The sequence below is a fragment of the Pseudomonas sp. FDAARGOS_761 genome (assembly GCF_013343155.1).
Lineage (GTDB): Bacteria > Pseudomonadota > Gammaproteobacteria > Pseudomonadales > Pseudomonadaceae > Pseudomonas > Pseudomonas aeruginosa.
This window is the reverse complement of the sequence record NZ_CP054572.1, coordinates 1,260,381-1,279,198: the sequence shown is the minus strand read 5'-3', so window position 1 is coordinate 1,279,198 and position 18,818 is coordinate 1,260,381. Positions and strand designations below refer to the sequence as shown.

Below are 18,818 nucleotides of genomic sequence, written 5' to 3'. Positions count from 1 at the left end.
CCCGCTGAACCCAGCGCCGTCGCTGGCGTCGAAGATTCGCAAGCAACCAGGCGAAACGGAGAACGGCATGAAGCACCTGGCATTCCTCGCCCTCGGCGGACTCCTGCTGGCGCCCCTGGCCGAAGCGGCCAGCTTCGATTGCGAAAAGGCTGAGCGAGCGGACGAAAAGGCCATCTGCGCGAACCGGGCGCTGAACGACAAGGACGTCGAGATGAGCGTCAAGTACCACTTCCTCCGCGGCCTGTTCGCCATGGGCGGCCGCGGCGCCATGCAGGACCGGCAGCAGGACTGGCTGCGTGAGCGCCGGCGCTGCGGTGGCGACACCGACTGCCTCTCCCGTGCCTACACGCAGCGTATCGACGAGCTGGACAAGCAGTACGCGGGTATCGACAAGCCGCTCTGAAGCTAGCGTCCGCCGACGGCGAACTGCAGTTCCGCCAGGCGCGCATAGAGCGGGTTCTCGGCGATCAGACGGGCGTGGCTACCAATCGCCACCAGCCGCCCCTGGTCGATCACCGCGATGCGGTCGGCGCTCTGCACCGTGGCCAGGCGATGGGCGATCACCAGGGTGGTACGTCCGCTCATCAGGCCTGGCAGGGCCTGCTGGATCAGGTGCTCGCTTTCCGCATCCAGGGCGCTGGTCGCCTCGTCGAGCAGCAGCACCGGCGCGTCTACCAGCAACGCCCGGGCGATCGCCAGGCGCTGGCGCTGGCCGCCGGACAGGCCGATGCCGCCCTCGCCCAGGTGGGTGGCGTAGCCCTGCGGCAGACCCAGGATGAACTCGTGGGCATGCGCGGCACGCGCTGCGGCCTCGACCTCGGCGGCGCTGGCATGCGGACGGCCGTAGCGGATGTTTTCCTCGACGCTGCCGAAGAACAGCGCGGGGTTCTGCGACACCAGGGCAAAGCTGCGGCGCAAGTCGGCCGGGTCCAGTTCGACGATCGGCTGTCCGTCCAGCAGCAGCCGTCCCTGCTGCGGATCGAAGAAACGCAGGAGCAGATCGAACAGGGTCGACTTGCCGGCACCGGAAGGTCCGACCAGGGCCAGGGTTTCCCCCGGTTCGACGGCCAGGCTGATGTCGTCGATGGCCCAGTGTTCGGGACGGGTCGGATAGGCGAAGCGCACCGCCTGCAATTCGATCCTCCCGCTCACCCGCGCCGCCAGCTTGCGTGGTTGCGCTGGCGGGCGGATCTCGCTGCGCGCCCTGAGCAGCTCGGCGATGCGCTCTGCGGCGCCGGCGGCGCGCTGCAATTCGCCGATCACCTCGCTGAGGGTGCCGAAGGCCATGCCGACGATCAGGCTGTAGAAGACGAACGCGGCCAGTTCGCCGGCCGAGATGCTGCCGGCGATCACGTCGCGGCCGCCGACCCAGAGCATGATGCCGACCGCGCCGAGCACCAGCACGATCACCACGGTGATCAGCCAGGCGCGCTGGGCGATGCGCTTGCGCGCGGTGTCGAAGGCGCGTTCGACGGTGCCGGCGAAGCGCTGGCGATCCTGCGCCTGGTGGTTGTAGGCCTGCACGGTCTTGATCTGGCCGAGGGTTTCGCCGACGTAGCTGCCGACGTCGGCCACCCGGTCCTGGCTTTCCCGCGACAGGCTGCGCACGCGGCGGCCGAACAGCAGGATCGGGGCGATCACCAGCGGCAACGCCAGCACCACGATGCTGGTCAGCTTGGCGTTGGTGACGAACATCAGCAGCACCCCGCCGACCAGCATCAGGGCATTGCGCAGGGCCATCGACAGCGAGGAACCGATCACCGTCTGCAGCAGCGTAGTGTCGGCGGTCAGGCGCGACTGGATCTCGGAGCTACGGTTGGTTTCGTAGAAACCGGGATGCAACTCGATCAGGTGGTCGAACACGCGCTTGCGGATATCGGCGACGAAGCGCTCGCCGATCCAGGACACCAGGTAGAAACGCACGAAGGTGCCCACGGCCAGGCCGAGCACCAGCACGAAGAACAGCAGGATGTAGCGATTGAGCAATTCGGGCGAGGCGGTGAGGAACCCCTGGTCCACCAGCAGGCGGATGCCCTGGCCCAGGGACAGGGTGATCGCCGCGGTGAACAGCAACGCCACCAGGGCCCCGAGCATGCGCCAGCGGTAAGGCGCCATGAAGCGCCAGGCCAGGCGCAGGGCGATACGTTGGCGGGAGGAGAGAATGGCTGGCATGCGGCGCTCGCTCGGCGGCTGGGGTTCCGCAGGTTAGCACCGGGAACGCAGCGAGGCGATGCATGCCCCGGCCGGCAGCGCGATGATATCGACGTATATATCCGGGCAACTTAGCCGATAACTAATCGTGAACTTTTCATTATTCTCGATATAGGCGAGTTAGAGCCCCGGAGAACTTTCTCGCTCAATTAGTGCAAACATTGGAATTCATGCCGGGATGCGCGAAGGAGTTATCCACCTGGCGGTATCCTGCGTCGCCCGGGGTCGCGGGACATCCAGCCGCGGAGACCTCGAGCAGTTCGCCGCCGGCTCGCCAATGCCGCAGCGCCTCGCTCGGGTATTGCCTAACGGACTTTATAGAAAACAGCAGGTTACGTCCGAAATCTGATCGACAATATTCAAGATGAAATAAAACGCCGCTTCGGTTATAATGAACGGCCATATTTAATGCAGAGACAGGTCCCCGGATATGGCCATCATGAAGAAAACCGTCGCGCCGAAAGCCGCCAAGCCGGCTCCCGCGGTCGAAACCCGCGAATCCATCGAAGCGCAGGTCGCCGCCTTCCTCCAGGCCGGCGGCGAGATCCAGAAGATCGCCAAGGGCGTCAGCGGCCAGGTCTACGGCCCGTCGCGGCAGATCACCATCAGCAAGAAGCGCTGATCGCCCGCCCCTCGCCGGGGACTACGAAGGGGATGGCAGGCCGGCACGCAGATGTGCCACGCTCCATCCCCTTTTTCATTGCCTGAATCCCGAGCCCTTCATGCCTGGCCATCCCGATCCACTGCACGGCGTCACCCTGGAAAAACTGCTCACCGAACTGGTCGCCCACCACGGCTGGGCGGAGCTTGGCAAACGGGTCGACATTCGTTGTTTCAGGAACGACCCGAGCATCAAGTCCAGCCTCGCCTTCCTGCGCAAGACGCCCTGGGCCCGGGAAAAGGTCGAGGCGCTCTACGTCCAGCTCAAACGCAACCAAGGCTAAAGGCTAGCGCGCCAACCCCAGGCGCAGCAATTGCCCGTCCTTCTGGTCGGTGAGCAGGTAGAGATAGCCGTCCGGGCCCTGCCGCACGTCGCGGATGCGCACCCCGAGATCGCCCAGCAGGCGCTCTTCGTGGACGACCCGGTCGCCATCCAGTTGCAGGCGGATCAGTTCCTGCGTCGCCAGCGCGCCGATGAACAGGTTGTGCTGCCAGGCCGGGAAGCGCTGCGCATCGTAGAACGCCATGCCGCTGATCGCCGGCGACTTCTCCCAGACATGGTGCGGCGCCTCGGTACCGTCGACGGCCTTGCCCCTGGCTTCGGGGATCGGCAGCAGGGTGTAGTTGATTCCATGGGTCGCCAGCGGCCAGCCGTAGTTCCCGCCGGCCTGGGGTATGTTGATCTCGTCGCCGCCGCGCGGGCCGTGCTCGTGGGTCCAGAGCCGGCCGGTCCAGGGATTCAGCGCGGCGCCCTGCTGGTTGCGGTGGCCATAGCTCCAGATCTCCGGCCGCGCGTCTGTACGGCCGACGAAGGGATTGTCCTTGGGAACGCCGCCGTCCGGATACAGGCGGACGATCTTGCCCTGCAACTTGTCCAGGTCCTGCGAGGTGCTGCGCTGGTTGTTCTCGCCGAGGGCGATGAACAGGTGGCCCTTGCCGTCGAAGACCAGGCGCGAGCCGAAGTGATGGCCGCTGGAAAGCTTCGGCAACTGCCGGAAGATCACGTGGAAGCCCTCCAGCCGTCGCTTGTCCGCCGATAACCGGCCGCGTCCCGCCGCCGTTCCGGCGCGGCCGTCCTCGCCGGCCTCGGCATAGGTCAGGTAGACCAGCCGGTCCTCGGCGAACCCCGGCGACAAGGCGACGTCGAGCAGGCCCCCCTGGCCGCTGGCGAAGACCCTGGGTACGCCTTCCAGCGGCGCCGACAACTGGCCCTCGGGACTGACGAAACGCAAGCTGCCGGGCCGCTCGGTGACCAACATGCCCTGGTTGTCCGGCAGGAAGGCGACGGCCCAGGGATAGGCCAGACCGCCAACCACCGGAGTGACCTCGACGGCGCCCAGCTCGCTGTCGTGGCGACCGGCGTCCACCGCCTCGGCCGACGGGGCGAGCAGTGCGACAGCGCTCAGCAGGATGGCATTCAAAGACAGGCCCGGCATGCGTTCTCTCCTTCCCCAAGCAAAAACACCACTCTAGTCGCAGATCCGCCGCGCCTGGCGGTCCGCACACGGGCTGTAACAAACCCGCCCCTCAAAGCAAGGCGACCATTTCCTTGAGGGTCACCGCCCAGGTGCCCTTGGCATTGATATAGCGATAGCCGAACCGGGAACCGTGCGCCTCGCTGGTGATCACCGCGTTCCAGGCCTGCCCGCGCGGCAGGTCGTGGGCCGGGTCGAGGAGCAGGAAGGCGCGCTCGCTCATGCCGATGGCCAGGCCCCAATGGCGGATATCGCTGCCCTTGCGGCCGTGGAAACCGAGCACTACCGGAAAGCCGGCCTCCAGGTATTCGCGGGTGTGCCGGACCAACCTGCGCCCCTCGCCCTTGAGGGCGAAATGCTCGGTATCGTTGATCTCGGCCAGCAGCTCCAGCAGGTCGACGCCGGTGGTGCCGACGCGCAGCAGCGGGCCGTGCTGGTCCAGCGCCTTCATCAGGCGCCCGTAGCGACTGCGACTGTCGACCCGCTCCAGGCCCTTGGCCTGGCGCCGGCGCAGTTGGCCGCGGACCAGCATCGCCATGACCAGGCAGTAGGGCCCGCAGGCGCCGTCCATGTCGCCCTGGCGCAGATGGACCTTGTCGCCATTGGCGTTGCACAGGCCGCCGCTGCCATCCTCGTCCAGGTCCCATTCCAGGCCATCGATCAGGCGTGACTGCATGAGGGTCTCCTCTCCGGTTCCTTAAGTTGGGACCGAGCGGGCGCCGAATCATTCCTCGGCGCCCATCGCCACAACGAGTAAACTGGCGGTCTTTCATTCCAGTAGCCTCGCCATGACCGACCCGATCCGCCTGTCCAAACGCCTCGCCGAACTCACTGCCTGCTCGCGCCGCGAAGCCGAGCTGTACATCGAGGGCGGCTGGGTCAGCGTCGACGGCGAAGTGATCGAGGAGCCACAGTTCAAGGTGCTCGACCAGCGCGTGGAGCTGCTGCCGGGCGCCCGCGCGGAAACGATCGAACCGGCCACCCTGCTGTTGCACAAGCCGGCCGGCTGGCGCCACGACGATTTCGAAGGTCTGCTCGCCGCGGGGCGGCGCTGGAGCGATGACCCCAGTCCCTTGCGAGCGCTGAAGAAACACTTCGCCCGCCAGCGTCCCACCCTCGCGCTGGACAGCGAGGCTTCCGGGCTGGTGGTGTTCAGCCAGCAACACGGCGTACTGCGCAAGCTGGTGGACGACGGTGCACGGCTGGAGCAGGAATACCTGGTCGAGGTCGCCGGCGACCTGGCCGCCGGCGGCCTCGAGCGCCTGCGCCACGGCCTCGCCTACCAGGGCCGCAGGCTATCGCCGTGCAAGGTCAGCTGGCAGAACGAAAGCCACCTGCGCTTCGCCCTCAAAGACGTGCTGCCCGGCCAGTTGCGCTTCATGTGCGAAAGCGAGGGGCTGGAAGTGCGGAGCATCCGCCGCCTGCGCATCGGCGCGCTGTCGCTGGCCAGGCTACCGCTCGGCGAATGGCGCTACCTCGGCCTCCACGAACGCTTCTGAGCGCTCATTCGAGACCACGCAGGGCGCGCCCCGGCGACTGCCCGCAGACCCGCCGGTACATGGCGATGAACGCGCTGTCGCTGGCGTAGCCCAGGGCGTGGGCGACCTCGGTCACCGAGCGGCCTTCGGCCAGGCGCCTCCGCGCTTCGAACAAGCGCGCCTGGGTTCGCCAGCGGGAGAAACCCAGGCCGGTCTGCTCGGTGAACAGACGCGCCAGGGTCCGCCCGCTGGCGCCGACCTCACGTCCCCACGCCTCGATGCTCCAGTCCAGCGCGGGTTGCGCCAGCAGCGCCTCGGCCACCTTCAGCGCCCGCGCATCGCGCGGCATCGGCAGGCTCGCGGCGTGTGCCGGCGCGCTCGCCAGTTCATCGAACAGTGCGCGCAACAGCGTCAGGTGCGGCCCTTCCAATTGCAAGTCGGCTGCCCAGCCGGTCATGCGCAGGATCAGTTCGCGCATTAGCGGCCCGACCTCGAGGACCTGGACGCTGTCCGGCAGCTCGGCGAACGCCGAGGGTTCGAAGTACAGGCTACGGTAGGCGAAGCGCCCGTGAAGGACCGTGCGATGCGGCACGCCGGCCGGCAGCCAGGCGGCCTGGAGCGGCGTCAATTGGCAAATGCGCTCGGCGAAATACAGCGTGACGCTACCGGCCGCCATGTACAGCAACTGCGCGCGCCGGTGGCAATGCCAGTCGCTGCGGTGGCCGGTGCTGTCGACCTCGAGGCCGACCACCGGGCAGCGGGCGAGATCGGGATCCTCGACCCGTTCGTAGGGATAGCGCGGCACCTTGTCCTCTTCGCGATGTTTTCCGTCCTGACCGCAGCATTCTGCCAGGCGCAGGCGGCCTAGGCTTGGCTCTTTTTTCCGGAGCCATCATGCCTGACCGTCCTTGCCCTCCCCTGCTGCTGGTGCTCGCCCTGCTAGCCCTGCCGCAAGTCGCCGAAACCATCCTTTCCCCCGCGCTGCCGGCCCTGGCCAGCCACTGGCGACTGGACGACGCTACCAGCCAGTGGACCATGGCGCTGTTCTTCGTCGGTTTCGCCCCCGGCATCTGGCTCTGGGGCTGGCTGGCCGACCGCCTCGGCCGGCGCCCGGCTCTGCTCGGCGGGCTCGGCCTGGCGACCCTGGCGACCTTCGGTGCCTGGGCCAGTACCGACTATTCCTACCTGCTTGCCTGTCGCCTGGTCCAGGGCCTCGGCCTGGCGACCTGCTCGGTGACGGTGCAGGCCAGCCTGCGCGATGTGCTGCAAGGCCCGGCGTTGATGAGCTATTTCGTCACGCTCGGCGCGGTGCTGGCCTGGTCGCCGGCAGTCGGCCCCCTCGGCGGCCAGTGGCTGGCCGACCTCGGCGGGCACCCGGCGGTGTTCGCCACCCTGGCGGTGCTGCTCGCCTCGCTGGCGGCGCTGGTCGTCCCGGCCTGGCCGGAAACCCGTCCGCTGCTGGCGGGCACGCCCGAGCCCGCGACCCTGGCGATCTTCCGACGGGTCCTGGCCGACCGCCCGCTACAGACGCGCGCACTGCTGGTGGCGGTGCTCAATGTACTGGTGTTCTCCTTCTACGCCGCCGGGCCGTTCATGGTCGGCGACCTGCCCGGCCTGGGCTTCGGCTGGATCGGCCTGGCCATCGCCCTTGCCGGGAGCCTCGGCGCCTTGCTCAACCGACGCCTGCCGCACACCTGGAACAGCGCTCGCCGGGTACGCCTGGGCCTGGCGCTGGCGGCCGCCGGCGCGACAGCGCAGACGCTGTTGGCCGCCGGCGGATACGCCGAAGGCCCGTACTGGGCCCTGCCGGCCCTGCCGATCTTCGTCGGCTTCGGCGTGGCGATTCCCAACCTGCTGGGTCCGGCGCTGCACGCCTACGACGATTGCCGGGGACGCGCCGGAGCCCTGTTCGGGCTCGCCTACTACCTGCTGATCGGCCTCGGACTGGGCGCGTCCACCCTGCTACCGTTCGACCGTCCCTGGCCGCTGGCGGCGTACTGGAGCCTGCTGGGCCTGGTCGCACTGCTGCTGGCCAGGCGGCTGCCGGAATGAAAGCGGCGCCAGGTACGCCCGTGCAAACCGGACGATCGGCCCGGAAAGCCGGATAGGGCGGCCGTCGCGACGCTGCTATGCTGTGATGGCACAGCGCCCACGCGGACCCGCAGAACGTGGCCAGAACGACGCTCGAATCGATCCAGCACGCCATCGAGGTGAATTCGTCCCTGGCCCTTCCCATCGCCCTGGAGAATCTCTCGCGTCTGACCCACCTCGCGCTGCTGACCGTCCCCTTCAACCTGATCCACATCCTGGTGTTTTCCCTGAAGGACTTCCGCCCGGACCTCGGCCATCAGCTCTGGCGCCAGGAAATCATGTACGCCCATGGCGCCATGGCCCTGCTCTTCGGCGGCATCGGCCTGCTCGCGCTATGGCTGCGCCGCCAGCCACCCAAGCTGTGGCGCATGCGCCTGCTGATCCTGCTGGGCGGCGCAGGGATCATAGGCTTCGGCGTCGCCATCGCCTGCATCGACCAGCGCATCACCAGCAACATCACGCCGCTGCTGCTGGCCTGTTTCGCCTGCGCCATGTTCATCCTGATCCGCCCGGCCTACGCCGTGCCTTTCTACGGCCTGGCCATGCTGGTCTTCGAGGTGGCGATGGACCACGCCCAGGCCGACCCGCAACTGCGCCTGTCGAACCAGGCCAACGGCCTCACCGCGTTCGGCCTCGGCCTGCTGCTGTCGCTGATCCTCTGGCACGGGCACGTGCGCAACCTGCGCCAGCAACGCAAGCTGGAGTTGCAGCGGCAGGAGCTGGAGGAGAAGAATCGCCAGTTGGAGTACCTGGCCGGTCACGACCCGCTGACCGGCCTGTTCAATCGTCGCGAATTCGACCAGCTGGTGCTCATGGAACTCGCACGCATCGCTCGCCAACCGCAGCCGCTGAGCCTGCTGATGGTCGACCTGGATCACTTCAAGTACATCAACGACCGCTATGGGCACCCCTTCGGCGACGAGGTCATTCGCCATGCCGCCAACCTGCTGCGCGGCAATACCCGTAGCAGCGACAGCGTGGCGCGCCTGGGCGGGGAAGAATTCCTCCTGCTCCTGCCCGACACCGCCGAGCAGCAGGCTCGCAGCCTTGCGGAAAAACTCCGCGAACGCCTCGAAGGTACCCCGCTGGCGACGCAGGACGGCGTGCTCTGCCTGACCGCCAGCTTCGGCGTGGCCAGCCTCGACGGAGGCGGCCAGGCCAGCTACGAGCAGCTCTACAGCGCCGCCGACCAGGCTCTCTACCGGGCCAAGAGCAGCGGTCGCAACCGGGTGGAAGTGATTCGCCTGGCCAGCCTCGCGGAAAGCCTGCGGTAACAATTGATCGGCCGGCCCTGACGAGCGGTCGGTCAGCCGCCCGAACCTTGGTTAAGATGGTCCGTGGCGCTCTAGCTCGCCGCTCTTCCTGCCCTTCCGACCTGCCCGACCTCGCCCGGCCCCATGCCGCGGCCTTGCCGTTGGCGTCGTGCGGGAAGACCGGCGCAGCGCCGTTGTCCGCATTACCAGGGGAGAACCATGCTCAAGCACCTGCTCGTGCTCACCTGTGCCCTGCTCGCCAGCTCCTCGGCCCTGGCCCAGGTGATGGCCCGCGACCTGGGCGATTTCGAACTCAAGCTGGCCACCAGTCCGACCCGCAGCATGGCCCAGGGCCTGGTCACCCCGGGCAGCTCCGGCAGTTTCCACGGCGGCCTCGACCTAAGCCACGAAAGTGGCTGGTACATCGGCAACTGGACCTCCAACCTCGACCCCGGCAAGCCCACCGAGATCGACTCCTACGCCGGCTTCAAGCGCCCGCTGAACAACCGCCTGGGCTACGAAATGGGCCTGATCCGCTACAGCCGCCCGGAGCAGCCGGCCAACGACGCAGCCGAACTCTACGGCGGCCTGTCGATCTTCGGCAGCCGGCTCGGCGCGGCCCTGAGCAGCGACCCGGGGCGCAACGACACCACCCTGTTCGCCGACCTCGGGGTCAACCCGCCGTTCGGTTTCGACGTCACCCTGAAGTACGGCAACCATCGCCTGGACAACCCGGCAAGCCTCAGCGGCGGGGGCTACGTGAGCGTCTTCAACGACTGGTCGGTGAACCTCTCGCGGCCCTGGCTGGGCATCGACCTGAACCTGTCCTACAGCGGCACCAGCCTGACCGGCAGCGATTGCAGCGCCTACTCGGGACACAACAGCTACTGCGACACCACGTTCATGCTGAAGGCGTCGCGTCCGTTCTTCTGAGTCGTCAGTCGTCCTGGCGGCGGGTACGCTGGGCGAGTTCGTCGAGCTGTTTCTGCTCGCGCTTGTCCTCGGCCTGGCGCGCCTCTTCCAGGTAGCGCTCGACCAGCTTGCGCAGCCCTTCCAGGCGGGCGTATCTCTCCTGCCAGTTGAGCCGCGCCTTGTCCACCGCCTCGCGGTGCCAGGTCACGCTGTTGGCCTGCTGGACAACGGCGGTCTCCAGTTGCGAGAGGAAGCGCTGGTAGTTCATCAGCCACTGGCCGCTGACGCCCTTCTGGCCTTGGCTGATCCATTGCTGCTGGTAGTCGTTGCGGTAGCGCTCCAGCTCCACCAGCTTCTGCTGTGCCGCGAGCAATTGCTGCTGGCACCTGCCCAGCTGGGTCGCGGCATCCCGCTCGGCCTTGCTGGCCATGTCCACCACCGGCGCCAGCCGCGCCGCGCGCTTCTCCATGCCTCAGGGCGCCTCAGGCCTGCCCGCCGGCGAGCAGGCTCGCCAGCCGCGCACGGCTTTCCGCCAGGCGTTCGCTTTCGTCGAGGCCCTGGCGCAGGAACTGGCGCATGACCGGGAAGCGTGCGATGGCCAGGTCGGTCTCGGGATCGCCGCCGGCCACGTAGGCACCGACGCTGATCAGGTCGCGACTCTGCTGGTAGCGCGACCAGAGCTGCTTGAAGCGCTGGGCGTCGCGCAGGTGCTCGGCCTCGACCACCTGCGGCATCACCCGGCTGATCGAAGCTTCGATATCGATGGCCGGATAGTGGCCTTCCTCGGCCAGCCGCCGGGACAATACGAAGTGCCCGTCGAGCACGCCGCGAGCGGCGTCGGCGATCGGGTCCTGCTGGTCGTCGCCCTCGGAGAGCACGGTGTAGAACGCGGTGATTGAGCCGCCACCGGCTTCGGCATTGCCGGCGCGTTCCACCAGCTTCGGCAGCTTGGCGAACACCGATGGCGGATACCCCTTGGTCGCCGGCGGCTCGCCGATGGCCAGGGCGATCTCGCGCTGGGCCTGGGCGTAGCGGGTCAGCGAGTCCATCAGCAGCAATACGTTCTTGCCCTTGTCGCGGAAGTACTCGGCGATCCGCGTGCAGTATTGCGCGGCGCGCAGGCGCATCAGCGGCGCGTCGTCGGCCGGCGAGGCGACCACCACGGAGCGCTTGAGGCCTTCCTCGCCGAGGATCTCGTCGATGAACTCCTTCACCTCGCGACCCCGCTCGCCGATCAGACCGACGACGATGATGTCGGCCCTGGTGAAACGGGTCATCATCCCCAGCAGCACCGACTTGCCCACCCCGGTACCGGCGAACAGGCCGAGGCGCTGGCCGCGGCCGACCGTGAGCAGGCCATTGATCGAGCGGATGCCGACGTCGAGAGGTTCGCTGATCGGGTGGCGCTTGAGCGGGTTGATCGTCGGGCCGTCCATCGGCACCCAGTCTTCGGCGCGCATCCCGCCCTTGCCGTCGAGGGCGCGGCCGGCGCCGTCGAGCACCCGGCCGAGCATCGACATGCCCATCGGCAGGCGCCCGGTGTCCGGCAGCGGCACGACCCGCGCGCCAGGCGCGATGCCGGCGAGGCTGCCGACCGGCATCAGGTACACCTTGCTACCGGAAAAGCCCATCACTTCGGCCTCCACCTGCACCGGGTGGTAGCCGCTTTCGTTGATCACGTTGCAGCGGCTGCCGACCGCGGCCTGCAGGCCTTCGGCTTCGAGGGTCAGGCCGACCATGCGCAGCAGGCGGCCCTCGACCACCGGCTGCGCCGGCAGCGAGACAGCCTCGGTGTAGCCCTCCAGGCGCCTGGCGAAACTGGTTCGCTCAAGGCGCATCGACGTCTCCGGGGGCGTCGAGGTCGATCCGGATGTCGCTGGCCAGCGGATGGGTCGCCTGTTCGCGCTGTTGCTCGAACAGTTGCTTCACTGCCTGCGCCAGGCGCGTCTCGATGGTCGCGTCGATGCGACTGTGCTCGGTCTCGATGCGGCAGCCGCCGGGCAGCAACGAATCGTCCTCGAGAATCCGCCAGCTCTCTTCGTGGCGCTCGCGCAGCGCCTTGACCCGCTCGAAGTCCTGCGGGTTGACATGGATACGGATGTTCGCCGCGCCCATCGGCAGCAGCTTCAGAGCCTCGCGCAGGACCTGGCGGACATGGCTGGAGTCCATGTGCAGTTCGCGCTGGATCACCTGGCGGGCAACGTGGTTGACCAGGTTGACCATGCCCTGCTCGATCAGGGCGTCCTGCTCGGCGATGGGTTCCAGGAGCTGCGTCATCAGGCGCTCGAGACTTTGCAGGCGCTCCTTCAGCGCCTCCTCGGCTTCCTGCCGCGCCTTCAACTGGCCGGCGTGGAAACCGTCGCGCTCGCCGGTGGCGAAGCCTTCGTTGTAGGCGTCCTGGCGGATCGCCTCGATTTCCTCCAGCGTCGGCGGCTTGACGGTCTCCAGCTCGACCTCTTCCACCGCCGGCGGCGCCGGCGCGGGTTCGGCGACCGCGGGCACCTGCGGCGCGGCAACGGCCGGCTCGTCGCGCGGCTCGTCGAAGCTCGGCAACGACCAGAGGCCGAAGGCCGCCACGTCCTTGCCGCGGATCAGTTCGCTGGGATTGTCTTTGTCCTTGTCGTGGGGGACCACCTCAGATCATCTCCTCGCCACCCTTGCCGCCCAGCACGATATCGCCGGACTCGGCCATGCGCCGGGCAATGGTGAGGATTTCCTTCTGCGCACCTTCCACTTCGCTGACCCGTACCGGCCCCTTGGCCTCCAGGTCGTCGCGCAGCAGCTCGGCGGCACGCTTGGACATGTTCTTGAAGACCTTCTCGCGGATCGCCTCGTCGGAGCCTTTGAGCGCCAGCACCAGTACGTCCGAGGAGACTTCCCGGAGCAGCGCCTGGATGCCGCGGTCGTCGACGTCGGCGAGGTTGTCGAAGACGAACATCAGGTCCTCGATCTGTCCGGACAGGTCTTCGTCGACCTCGCGGATCGAATCCATCAGCTGGCCTTCGATGGAGCTGTCGAGGTAGTTCATGATGTCCGCCGCGCGCTTGACCCCGCCCATGGTGGTGCGGGTGGCGTTGGAGTTGCCGGCGAACTGCTTCTCCAGGATCAGGTTGAGTTCCTTCAGCGCCGAGGGCTGCACGGTGTTCAGCGAGGAGACGCGCAGGACGATATCCAGGCGCACCTTGTGGTCGAAATGGCTGAGCACCTCGGCGGCCTGGTCGGGATCGAGGTAGGCGACCACGATGGCCTGGATCTGCGGGTGTTCGTAACGGATCACGTCGGCCACGGCACGCGGCTCCATCCACTTCAGGCTGTCCAGGCCGCTGGTGCTGCCGCCGAGGAGGATGCGGTCGATCAGGTTGTTGGCCTTGTCCTCGCCGAGGGCCTGGGTGAGCATCTTGCGGATGTAGCCGTCGGCACCGACGCCGAGGCTGGTCTGGTCGCCGACCACTTCGACGAACTCGCCCATCACCTGCTCGACCTGTTCGCGGTGCACGTTGCGCATCGACGCCATGGCCACGCCGACCCGCTGCACCTCTTTCGGCCCCATGTGCCGCAGCACCTGCGCCGCGTCGGTCTCGCCGAGCGACAGGAGCAGGATGGCGGCCTTGTCGACCTTGGTCAGTTTGGCGGCGAGACGATTCTCACTCATGGCACTTACTCATCGGCGTTGATCCACTCTTTCACGACCTGGGCGACGCGGCCCGGGTCCTGTGCGACCAGGTTCTTGATCGCGTTCAATTGCGCATCATACCCCTCCGTGGGGCTCGGCAGGAGGATGCTCGACGGCCCGCCGATGCTCACCCGGTCGTCGGCCAGCGAGCCTTCCAGGCCACTCTCGCCCAGCGCCAGGTCGCCGTCGCGACCGCCGCCGCCGGCCAGCGACTTGCCCTTGCCGCCGCCGGTGATGTTGCTCAACACCGGACGCAGCACGCCGAACACCAGGACCAGGATGAACAGCACGCCGAGCACCTGCTTGACGATGTCCCAGAACCACGGCTGCGAGTAGAACGGAATGCTGTCGATCTCTTCGGCCTGGGCCGGGGCGAACGGCGCGTTGATCACGCTGACGCTGTCGCCGCGGCTGGCGTCGTAGCCCACCGAATCCTGTACCAGGCGGGTGAAGCGCGCCAGTTCGTCGGCGCTCCAGGGCTGGTGGCTGACCTCGCCGGTCTTCGCGTCGACCTTCATCTGGTCGTCCAGCACCACCGCCACCGACAGTCGGCGCAAGCGCCCCTGCTGCTGCTTGGTGTAGCTGATCGAGCGGTCCAGTTCGTAGTTGCGGGTGGTCTGGTCGCGCTTGTCGGTCGGGTACGGCGCCAGCTCCGGCTTGCCGGTCTTCGGATCGATGATGGTCTGGCCGTTGGCGTCCTTCAGCGGCTGGCCCGGCGCGACGTAGTCGGCCGGCGCGCTGGCGGTGGCCTGCTGCGGAGCGCTGGCCGGGCCCGGCGGCTGGTTCGACAGCGCCCCCGGCACGCCCTGCGGCCCGGACGAATTCTGCCGTTCCTCGTTGTTGCGTTGCTCGCTGCGCAGGGCCGGCTGGTCCGGGTTGTACATCTCCGAGGTCGACTCGACCGCGCTGAAGTCGACGTCGGCGGACACCTCGGCCTTGTAGCGACCGTTGCCCAGCACCGGTTGCAGGATATTGTGCACGCGCTGGGTGAGCAGGCCTTCCATGCGCCGGGTGAAGTCGAACTGCTTGCCGGCCATGGTCAGCTCGGAGAGTTCCTGCTGGTCGGAGAGCAGGTTGCCCTTCTGGTCGACCACGGTGACTTGCGACTTGTCCAGCTCCGGCACACTGGTGGCGACCAGGTTGACGATCGCCATCACCTGGCTCGGCTCCAGGCTGCGACCCGGATACAGCTCGACCAGCACCGAGGCGCTGGGCTTGCGGTCGTCGCGGACGAACACCGAACTCTTCGGGATCGCCAGGTGCACGCGGGCGGCCTTGACGTTGTTCAGGCTCGACACGGTGCGCGCCAGCTCGCCTTCCAGGCCGCGGCGGTAGTTGGTGGCTTCCATGAACTGGCTGGTGCCCAGCGCCTGTTCCTTGTCGAGGATCTCGAAACCGACGTTGTTGTCGGTCGGCGCCACGCCGGCGGAGGCCACCTTCATGCGTGCCCGGCCGAGGTCGTCGGCCTTGACCAGCAGCGCGCCGGAGTTGGGTTCGACCTTGTAGGGAATGTCCGCCGCGGTCAGCGCTTCCACCACACGGTTCGCGTCGACCCCGTTGAGGCTGCCATAGAGCGGCTTGTAGTCCGGCTGCTGGGACCAGAGCACGACGGCGAAGCCGATCGCCACGCTGGCGGCGAGACCGACCAGCAGGCCGATCTGGCGCAGCATGGTCATCTCGGAAAGGTTGTCGAGGAACGACAGTCCCGGGAAGGATTTCTTCAGCATCCCGGCACCGCCGCTCTTGGCGGGAACCTGGCTGTCGATCAGTGCATCGGCCATGAACTAGTTATCCTCGCGCCGCTCAGACCGGCATCTGCATGATGTCTTGGTAGGCCTGGACCAGTTTGTTGCGCACCTGGGTCATGGCCTGGAACGACACGCTGGCCTTCTGGCTGGCGATCATCACGTCGGTCAGGTCGACGCCGCTCTGGCCGACCTCGAAGGCGTTGGCCATCGCGGTGGAGGCCTGCTGGGTCTCGTTCACCTTGTCCACGGCCTGGGAGAGCATTTCCGAAAAGCTCGGCGCCCCCACTTCGGCCGGCGCCTGAACCGGTTTGGCCTTGGCCATGGCTTCCATTTGCATGGAACGCATTTCCAGCATCAGACGATTGAACTCGACACCCTGACTCATGACTCTTCCTCCAACAGCCGCGGCTTTTTTGACGCCGCCCGGCACTTTGCAGAGGAGTTAGCAACAAGGGTGCCAAGTCGACCCCAAGGCCCGGCATCGGCGTTCGCCGCCAATGCCCGCGACCGCTGCAGGGTCCGTCCCTGCTCCGGTTATCGGCAGGCGCGCACGCTCGAACAGCCCCGGGCGACGACCGGCGGCGGACGCAAAAGGCCCGCACGAGGCGGGCCTGGGGAACATGGCGAGCCCTCAGATGGCGTAGAGATAGGCCTCCACGTCCATCCCCGCGTCGCGCATCTGGGCGAGCTTGTAGCGCAGGGTCCGTGGGCTGATGCCAAGGCGCTCGGCAGCCTCCTTGCGGCGGCCGCGCTCGGTGCGCAGGGTATCGATGATCACCTGGAATTCGCGGCGGCGCAGGTCGTCGCCCAGCGCGCCGCTAGCGTCCTGGCCTGCGGCCGGCGACGGAATCTCGACGCTCGGCGGGGTGGCCGGTGGCATTGCCGGCATGGGCACCGGCACCGGGGCCGCGAGCGGCATGCCGATCGGCGCGGTGAGGCACAGGTCGGCGGGCTGGATCAGGCCGCCCTGTTGCAGGATCAACGCACGCTGGATGGCGTTGTCGAGTTCCCGTACGTTGCCCGGCCAGGCATGCCGGACCAGGCACTGGGCGGCCTCGGGGCCGAGCGCCACCGCGCCGAGGTTCATCTTGCGGCTGTGCTTGCGCAGCAGACGCTCGGCCAGCGGCAGGATGTCCGCAGGGCGTTCGCGCAGCGGCCGCCAGGCCAGCGGGAAGACCGACAGGCGATAGTAGAGGTCCTCGCGGAAACGCCCCGCCGCGACTTCCGCCGCGAGGTCGCGGTTGGTCGTGGCAAGCACGCGGATATCCAGGTTGATCGGCTTGCGCGCACCGACCCGCTCCACCTCGCGCTCCTGCAATACGCGCAGCAACTTGGCCTGCAGGCCGAGGGGCATTTCCGATATCTCGTCGAGAAGAATGGTGCCGCCGTCGGCCAGCTCGAACTTGCCGGGCTGGGCGGCAATGGCGCCGGTGAAGGAACCTTTCTCGTGGCCGAACAGGGTGGCCTCGAGCATGTTGTCCGGGATCGCCGCGCAGTTGATCGCGATGAACGGCTTGCCGGCACGCGGCGATTGCTGGTGGATATAGTTGGCCAAGACTTCCTTGCCGGTCCCGGACTCGCCGGAGATCAGCACGGTGGAATCGCTGCGCGCGACCCGCGCGGCCAGTTCCAGTAACTGCCGGCTGGCCGGCTCCAGGGCCACCGGACCATCCTCCTCGCTGCCCGGCAACTGGCCCAGCGCATGGCGTGCCACCAGGTCGAGCAGCGCCCGCGCCTCGAACGGCTTGACCAGGTAGTCGGCGGCGCCCTGGCGCATCGCCTCGACGGCGCGATCGACCGCGCCGTAGGCGGTCATCAGCAACACCGGCAGGTGCGGGTAGCGTGTACGGATCAGGCCGAGCAACTGGTGTCCGTCCATGCCCGGCATGTTCACGTCGCTGATCACCAGGCTGAAGGCTTCGCGGGCCAGGACCGGCAGCGCCGCCTCCGCCGAGTCCACGGCGACGAACTCGTGACCGCCCAGCAGCAGGGTGTCGCTGAGGGCTTCGCGTAGTGCGCGGTCGTCTTCGACCAGCAGGACTTTGGCTGCCATGGGGTTACTCCTGAATCGCAGAAAGAGGCGCCGCCGGAATCAGCGGCAGGATCAAGGTGGCGCAGGTGCCGCGCCCGGGCCGAGAGCGCAACTGCAATTGCCCCTGGTGGGCGCGTGCCACGGCCTTGACCACCGCCAGGCCAAGCCCGGTACCGGTGGTCTTGGTGGTGAAGAAGGGTTCGCCCAGGCGCGCCAGGGTCGCCGGGTCCATGCCCGGTCCATTGTCGCTGACGCTGAGGCGCAGGCTGTCGGCGCGGGCATAGAGATGCACCTTCAGGCGCAGTTCGGGCCCGCAGGCCTGGATCGCGTTCTCCACCAGGTTGAGCACGGTGCCCACCAGGGTGTCGCGATTGCACAGCAGCTCGCCGCCGCGCGCCTCGCACTGCCAACGCACCTGGAGCCCCTGGACATGGACTTCGGCCGCCGCGCGCAGGCTGTCGAACAGCGCCTTCGGCGCCACCCGGTCGGTCAGTGGCAGCTCGCCGCGGGCGAACACCAGCATGTCGCGTACCTGATGCTCCAGTTCGTGCAGGCGCTCCTTCAGGCGCCCGGCGAAGCGTTGCTGCTGGTCGGTCGGCAGCGCCTGCTCGCTGAGGTGCCCGGCATAGAGCAACGCCGCCGACAACGGCGTGCGGATCTGGTGGGCCAGCGAGGCGACCATCCGCCCCAGCGCCGACAGGCGCTCGTGGCGCGCCAGTTGCTCCTGGAGACGGCGGGTATCGGTAAGGTCGTTGAGCAGGATCAGTTGACCCGGTTCGCCGTTCAGCGAGCGGGTGGCGATGGACAGGCGACGTCCGTCGCGCAGGGAAATCTCGTGGCCGTCATCCTCGCGCGGAGCGAAGCAGCGGGCGATCACCTCGCGCCAGAGCATGCCCACCAACGGCTCGCCAAGCAGGCCCAGGGCCGCCGGGTTGGCCTCGCGGACCACGCCATGGGCATCGATGACGATGACGCCGCCGGGAAGCAGGTCGAGCAGGCTCTGCAAGCGGTTGGCCAGGCGCTCCTTTTCCGCCAGCTCCTCCATGCGCTGCGCGCTGACCAGGGCCAGTTGCCCTTTCAGCTCGGTAACGCGCTCCTCCAGCAGGCTGTAGGACTCGCTGAGCTGGCTGGACATCTGGTTGAACAGCGCGAAGGCCTGCTCGAGGCCGGCGCGGCTGGTGGCCTCGGCCGTATCGGCTGGCTGCTCGGGGAAGGCGTTGAGGGCTGGTTGCATTGCGTTTCTCTCGGTCGGCGCGACGTCATGGTTCTGTCGGTCGACGGAGAT

At 67.7% G+C, this 18,818-nt stretch carries 19 protein-coding genes; 7 read left to right on the top strand and 12 right to left on the bottom strand.

What is annotated here, in order from left to right:
* Positions 1-67 precede the first annotated feature (67 nt).
* Positions 68-403: a lysozyme inhibitor LprI family protein gene (locus FOC67_RS06105; protein WP_009315452.1), complete on the top strand. Its 336-nt coding sequence runs from the start codon at positions 68-70 to the stop codon at positions 401-403.
* Positions 404-405: 2 nt separating this feature from the next.
* Here the strand turns inward: FOC67_RS06105 and hcuC are convergent, their stop codons facing one another.
* Complete coding sequence (gene hcuC, locus FOC67_RS06100; RefSeq protein ID WP_003086478.1) at positions 406-2,172, bottom strand: hydrophobic compound transporter HcuC; 1,767 nt, start codon at positions 2,170-2,172, stop codon at positions 406-408.
* A 469-nt stretch (positions 2,173-2,641) separates the two neighbouring features.
* Here hcuC and FOC67_RS06095 point away from each other — a divergent pair, with 469 nt between their 5' ends.
* Together FOC67_RS06095 and FOC67_RS06090 are read left to right on the top strand one after the other, a co-directional pair.
* A complete protein-coding gene (locus FOC67_RS06095; protein ID WP_003109112.1) occupies positions 2,642-2,833 on the top strand; it encodes a hypothetical protein in 192 nt (63 codons plus the stop codon).
* Positions 2,834-2,933: 100 nt separating this feature from the next.
* The gene (locus FOC67_RS06090) at positions 2,934-3,155 is read left to right on the top strand and encodes a VF530 family DNA-binding protein (protein ID WP_003082243.1); all 222 of its coding nucleotides are present in this window, start codon (positions 2,934-2,936) and stop codon (positions 3,153-3,155) included.
* 3 nt (positions 3,156-3,158) lie between these two features.
* Here the strand turns inward: FOC67_RS06090 and hcuB are convergent, their stop codons facing one another.
* Together hcuB and hcuA are read right to left on the bottom strand one after the other, a co-directional pair.
* Positions 3,159-4,307 (bottom strand): hydrophobic compound transporter HcuB, encoded by a 1,149-nt coding sequence (gene hcuB / locus FOC67_RS06085; protein WP_003133903.1) that lies wholly within the window; start codon positions 4,305-4,307, stop codon positions 3,159-3,161.
* A 91-nt stretch (positions 4,308-4,398) separates the two neighbouring features.
* Positions 4,399-5,022, bottom strand: coding sequence for a hydrophobic compound transporter HcuA (gene hcuA, locus FOC67_RS06080; RefSeq protein WP_003086467.1), 624 nt, complete (start codon positions 5,020-5,022; stop codon positions 4,399-4,401).
* 112 nt (positions 5,023-5,134) lie between these two features.
* Between hcuA and FOC67_RS06075 the strand changes: the two genes are divergently transcribed.
* On the top strand, positions 5,135-5,845 hold the full coding sequence (locus tag FOC67_RS06075) for an rRNA pseudouridine synthase (protein ID WP_003086466.1): 711 nt from the start codon (positions 5,135-5,137) through the stop codon (positions 5,843-5,845).
* Positions 5,846-5,849: 4 nt separating this feature from the next.
* Here FOC67_RS06075 and FOC67_RS06070 read toward each other — a convergent pair whose 3' ends face one another.
* Positions 5,850-6,629 (bottom strand): helix-turn-helix transcriptional regulator, encoded by a 780-nt coding sequence (locus FOC67_RS06070; RefSeq protein WP_003082235.1) that lies wholly within the window; start codon positions 6,627-6,629, stop codon positions 5,850-5,852.
* Between the two features lie 89 nt (positions 6,630-6,718).
* On the opposite strand from FOC67_RS06070, the gene FOC67_RS06065 reads away from it, so the two are divergent.
* The 3 genes from FOC67_RS06065 (at position 6,719) to FOC67_RS06055 (ending at position 10,101) form a co-directional block, all read left to right on the top strand.
* Positions 6,719-7,876, top strand: a complete 1,158-nt coding sequence (locus tag FOC67_RS06065) for a multidrug effflux MFS transporter (RefSeq protein ID WP_003109115.1) — start codon at positions 6,719-6,721, stop codon at positions 7,874-7,876.
* Positions 7,877-7,992: 116 nt separating this feature from the next.
* Positions 7,993-9,189: a diguanylate cyclase RoeA gene (roeA, locus tag FOC67_RS06060; RefSeq protein ID WP_009315449.1), complete on the top strand. Its 1,197-nt coding sequence runs from the start codon at positions 7,993-7,995 to the stop codon at positions 9,187-9,189.
* A gap of 198 nt (positions 9,190-9,387) precedes the next feature.
* On the top strand, positions 9,388-10,101 hold the full coding sequence (locus tag FOC67_RS06055; RefSeq protein ID WP_003086461.1) for a TorF family putative porin: 714 nt from the start codon (positions 9,388-9,390) through the stop codon (positions 10,099-10,101).
* 4 nt (positions 10,102-10,105) lie between these two features.
* Here FOC67_RS06055 and fliJ read toward each other — a convergent pair whose 3' ends face one another.
* The 8 genes from fliJ to fleS all read right to left on the bottom strand — a co-directional run bounded on the left by fliJ (position 10,106) and on the right by fleS (position 18,767).
* On the bottom strand, positions 10,106-10,549 hold the full coding sequence (gene fliJ, locus FOC67_RS06050) for a flagellar export protein FliJ (protein WP_009315448.1): 444 nt from the start codon (positions 10,547-10,549) through the stop codon (positions 10,106-10,108).
* Positions 10,550-10,562: 13 nt separating this feature from the next.
* Entirely contained in the window at positions 10,563-11,918 is a 1,356-nt protein-coding gene (fliI, locus tag FOC67_RS06045) for a flagellar protein export ATPase FliI (RefSeq protein ID WP_009315447.1), read from the bottom strand.
* Positions 11,908-12,714 carry a flagellar assembly protein FliH gene (fliH, locus tag FOC67_RS06040; protein ID WP_003082217.1) on the bottom strand — a complete coding sequence of 269 codons (807 nt, stop codon included), beginning with the start codon at positions 12,712-12,714 and terminating at the stop codon, positions 11,908-11,910. The genes fliI and fliH overlap by 11 nt, the downstream gene beginning before the upstream one ends.
* 1 nt (position 12,715) lies before the next feature.
* The gene (gene fliG, locus FOC67_RS06035) at positions 12,716-13,732 is read right to left on the bottom strand and encodes a flagellar motor switch protein FliG (protein ID WP_003082212.1); all 1,017 of its coding nucleotides are present in this window, start codon (positions 13,730-13,732) and stop codon (positions 12,716-12,718) included.
* A gap of 5 nt (positions 13,733-13,737) precedes the next feature.
* The gene (gene fliF, locus FOC67_RS06030) at positions 13,738-15,534 is read right to left on the bottom strand and encodes a flagellar basal-body MS-ring/collar protein FliF (protein WP_003109118.1); all 1,797 of its coding nucleotides are present in this window, start codon (positions 15,532-15,534) and stop codon (positions 13,738-13,740) included.
* 22 nt (positions 15,535-15,556) lie between these two features.
* Positions 15,557-15,886: a flagellar hook-basal body complex protein FliE gene (gene fliE, locus FOC67_RS06025; protein WP_003086454.1), complete on the bottom strand. Its 330-nt coding sequence runs from the start codon at positions 15,884-15,886 to the stop codon at positions 15,557-15,559.
* Between the two features lie 246 nt (positions 15,887-16,132).
* Positions 16,133-17,554, bottom strand: a complete 1,422-nt coding sequence (gene fleR, locus FOC67_RS06020) for a sigma-54-dependent response regulator transcription factor FleR (protein WP_003082202.1) — start codon at positions 17,552-17,554, stop codon at positions 16,133-16,135.
* Between the two features lie 4 nt (positions 17,555-17,558).
* Positions 17,559-18,767 (bottom strand): sensor histidine kinase FleS, encoded by a 1,209-nt coding sequence (gene fleS, locus FOC67_RS06015; protein WP_003109120.1) that lies wholly within the window; start codon positions 18,765-18,767, stop codon positions 17,559-17,561.
* Positions 18,768-18,818 lie beyond the last annotated feature (51 nt).